The sequence below is a fragment of the Promicromonospora kroppenstedtii DSM 19349 genome, assembly GCF_000515355.1.
In the GTDB taxonomy this organism is placed as follows: domain Bacteria; phylum Actinomycetota; class Actinomycetes; order Actinomycetales; family Cellulomonadaceae; genus Promicromonospora; species Promicromonospora kroppenstedtii.
Map to the genome: position 1 here is coordinate 233,229 of NZ_KI911760.1, position 2,528 is coordinate 235,756.

Here is a 2,528-nt window from a genome sequence, read left to right on the forward strand (position 1 = left end):
GCGGTTGCGGTGGCCGCGTCGGCCAGCACCGCGCTGGCGACGACGGCGCTCGCCAGGGCCGTGCCCGTCAGCGCGGGCAGGGCGGACGGCGTGGTGGTCTCCGGGCGCAGCTCGAGGGTGCAGCACTTCACCGAGCCGCCGCCCTTGAAGATCTCGGACAGGTCGATGCCCACCGGCACGAAGCCACGCTCCTTGAGCGCCTCGGCGTAGGCGCCGGCGCGGTCGCTGAGGAAGACGTGCAGCCCGTCGGAGACGACGTTCAGGCCCAGGACGGCGGCGTCCTCGGCGCCGACCAGGATCGCGTCGGGGAACCGCTCGCGGAGCGTCTCCTGCGCGGCAGGGCTGAAGGCCTCGGGGTGGTAGGCCACGACGACCTCGCCAGAGACGGCGCCGTCGTCCAGCACGGAGAGGGCGGTGTCGAGGTGGTAGTAGCGCGGGTCGACCAGCTCGAGAGGGACCAGCTCGATGCCCTGCTCGGCGAGCTCCAGGCGCTCGGCCACCTCGGCGTGGCCGGCGGGCGTGGTGCGGAAGCCGGTGCCGGCGAGCAGCAGCTTGCCGATGAGCAGCAGGTCGCCCTCGCCCTCCATGACCTCGACCGACTCGCCGAGCCGGCGGTAGCCCTCGGCGGCCGGCGTGCCGAACCAGCGGTCGTACGCCGGGCCCTCCGCCGCGCGCTCCGGGTAGGTGAACCGGGCGGCGAGCGCCCGCCCGCCGACGACGATGCCGCCGTTGGCCGCGTAGACCATGTCGGGCAGGCCCGGCTCGGGCTCGATGACGTCGACCTTGTGACCGCGGGCCTCGTAGGCCGTGCGGAGCGCCTCCCACTGGGCGAGCGCCTTGGTGGTGTCGACGGGCGAGGACGGGTCCATCCACGGGTTGATGGCGTAGACGACGTCGAAGTACGTGGGCGGGCACATGAGGTAGTGCCGCGGGGTGGCGGTCCGCTGCGCGGTGGTCTGCGTCATGGCGCGAGGCTAAGGCCGCACCGATTCACAACAGGCACGCATCCGTTGCGCATCCTGCCGCGGATTCTTGCGTGATCGCTCGCTGTATTGAACGATTCGTTCATGGATGCCGTGAACCGGGCGATCGTCGGAGAGCTGCTGCGCGACGGGCGCGCCACCTACCAGGAGGTCGGCAGCGTCGTGGGCCTGTCGGCGCCCGCGGTCAAGCGCCGGGTGGACCTCATGATCGCCCGCGGGGAGATCTCGGGCTTCACCGTGCGCGTCGAACCGCAGGCGATGGGCTGGATCCTGGAGGGCTACGTCGAGATCTTCTGCTCCGGGATCGTCTCCCCCAAGGTGCTGGAGCGCGACTTCGCACCGATCCCCGAGGTGGTGCGGGTCTCCACCGTGACCGGCGACGCCGACGCGATGGTGCACGTCATGGCCACGAGCATGGAGGAGATCGAGCGCACGGTCGAGCGCATCCGCACCGTCACGCACGTGGTCAAGACGCGCACGGCGCTGGTGATGTCCCGGGTGATCGACCGGCCGGGTGCCTGACCCCTGCGGGATACCTCCCGCGACGCCTTAGGCTGTCCTAACCAGGTTGTTCCCCCAGGACCGGAGGCCCCCTCGATGCTCAGGACCGCGGTTTCGGACGACGTCGCCGGCTGGCTCGACGTGCTCGGCCCCCTTGCCTTCTACCTGGTGGTCTGGGGCCTCGTGTTCGTCGGCACCGCGTTCTTCGTCGGTGTCTTCATCCCGTTCCTGACCGGTGACGGGCTGCTCTTCGGCGCGGGCATCGTGGCGGGCAGCACGGACCGCATCGACATCTGGGTGCTGGCGATCGGCGTCGGCGTCGCCGCAGTGGCGGGCGACCAGGTCGCGTTCGTGCTGGGCCGCCGTTACGGGCGGCCGTACCTCGAGTCGCGCCGGGGCCGCTGGGTGCAGGCCGCCGTGGTGCGCACGGAGCGGTTCTACGACCTGTTCGGCTGGTGGTCCGTGGTGATCGGCCGGTACATGCCCTGGGCCCGCGTCTTCGTGCCGGTGATAGCCGGCGTGACACGGATGCCGTACGGCAGATTCCTGACGGCGAACATCTTCGGGGCCCTGAGCTGGGCGGTGCTGATCACGGTTCTGGGCTACTACGCGGCGTCCGACCCGTCGGTGCGGCCCATCGCCTACGTCGTGGCGGGCGTGGTTATCGCAGCCTCGGTGGTCGCGGGCGTCCGGGCCTGGCGGCACGACCGGGCCACCCGGCCGCACGCGGAGGCCACCCAGGGCGAGTGATCGGCCGGGCGATCAACAGCCCTCGCCGTGCGATCAACCGCGCGGTCCGGGCGCGAGCCAGGCTTGCGTCATGACCACGAGCACAACCACCACCGCGCGGCGCGGACCCGCCGCGACCCCGGCGTCCGACGACCCCACCTGGACCCCCGTGGCCGCCCTCTCGTTCGGCATCGCGATGGTGGTGCTCAGCGAGTTCCTGCCGGCCGGCGTGCTGCCGGCGCTGGCCGCCGACGTCGGCGTCAGCGAGGGGACGGCCGGGCTGGCCGTGGCCGCCACCGCCATCGCGGGGGCCTG

At 72.1% G+C, this 2,528-nt stretch carries 3 protein-coding genes and 1 pseudogene; 3 read left to right on the top strand and 1 reads right to left on the bottom strand.

Annotation, left to right across the window (positions count from 1 at the left end):
* Positions 1-965, bottom strand: a 965-nt coding sequence (gene ddaH, locus PROKR_RS28355; RefSeq protein ID WP_084800737.1) for a dimethylargininase, incomplete at its 3' end; no start/stop codon positions are given.
* Positions 966-1,067: 102 nt separating this feature from the next.
* Here ddaH and PROKR_RS28360 point away from each other — a divergent pair.
* From PROKR_RS28360 to PROKR_RS36535, 3 genes and pseudogenes are all read left to right on the top strand, one after another.
* Positions 1,068-1,505 carry an Lrp/AsnC family transcriptional regulator gene (locus PROKR_RS28360; RefSeq protein ID WP_036970558.1) on the top strand — a complete coding sequence of 146 codons (438 nt, stop codon included), beginning with the start codon at positions 1,068-1,070 and terminating at the stop codon, positions 1,503-1,505.
* A gap of 75 nt (positions 1,506-1,580) precedes the next feature.
* Positions 1,581-2,234, top strand: a complete 654-nt coding sequence (locus PROKR_RS28365) for a DedA family protein (protein WP_036970560.1) — start codon at positions 1,581-1,583, stop codon at positions 2,232-2,234.
* Between the two features lie 70 nt (positions 2,235-2,304).
* Positions 2,305-2,528 (top strand): annotated as a pseudogene (locus PROKR_RS36535) (MFS transporter); the annotation flags it as partial.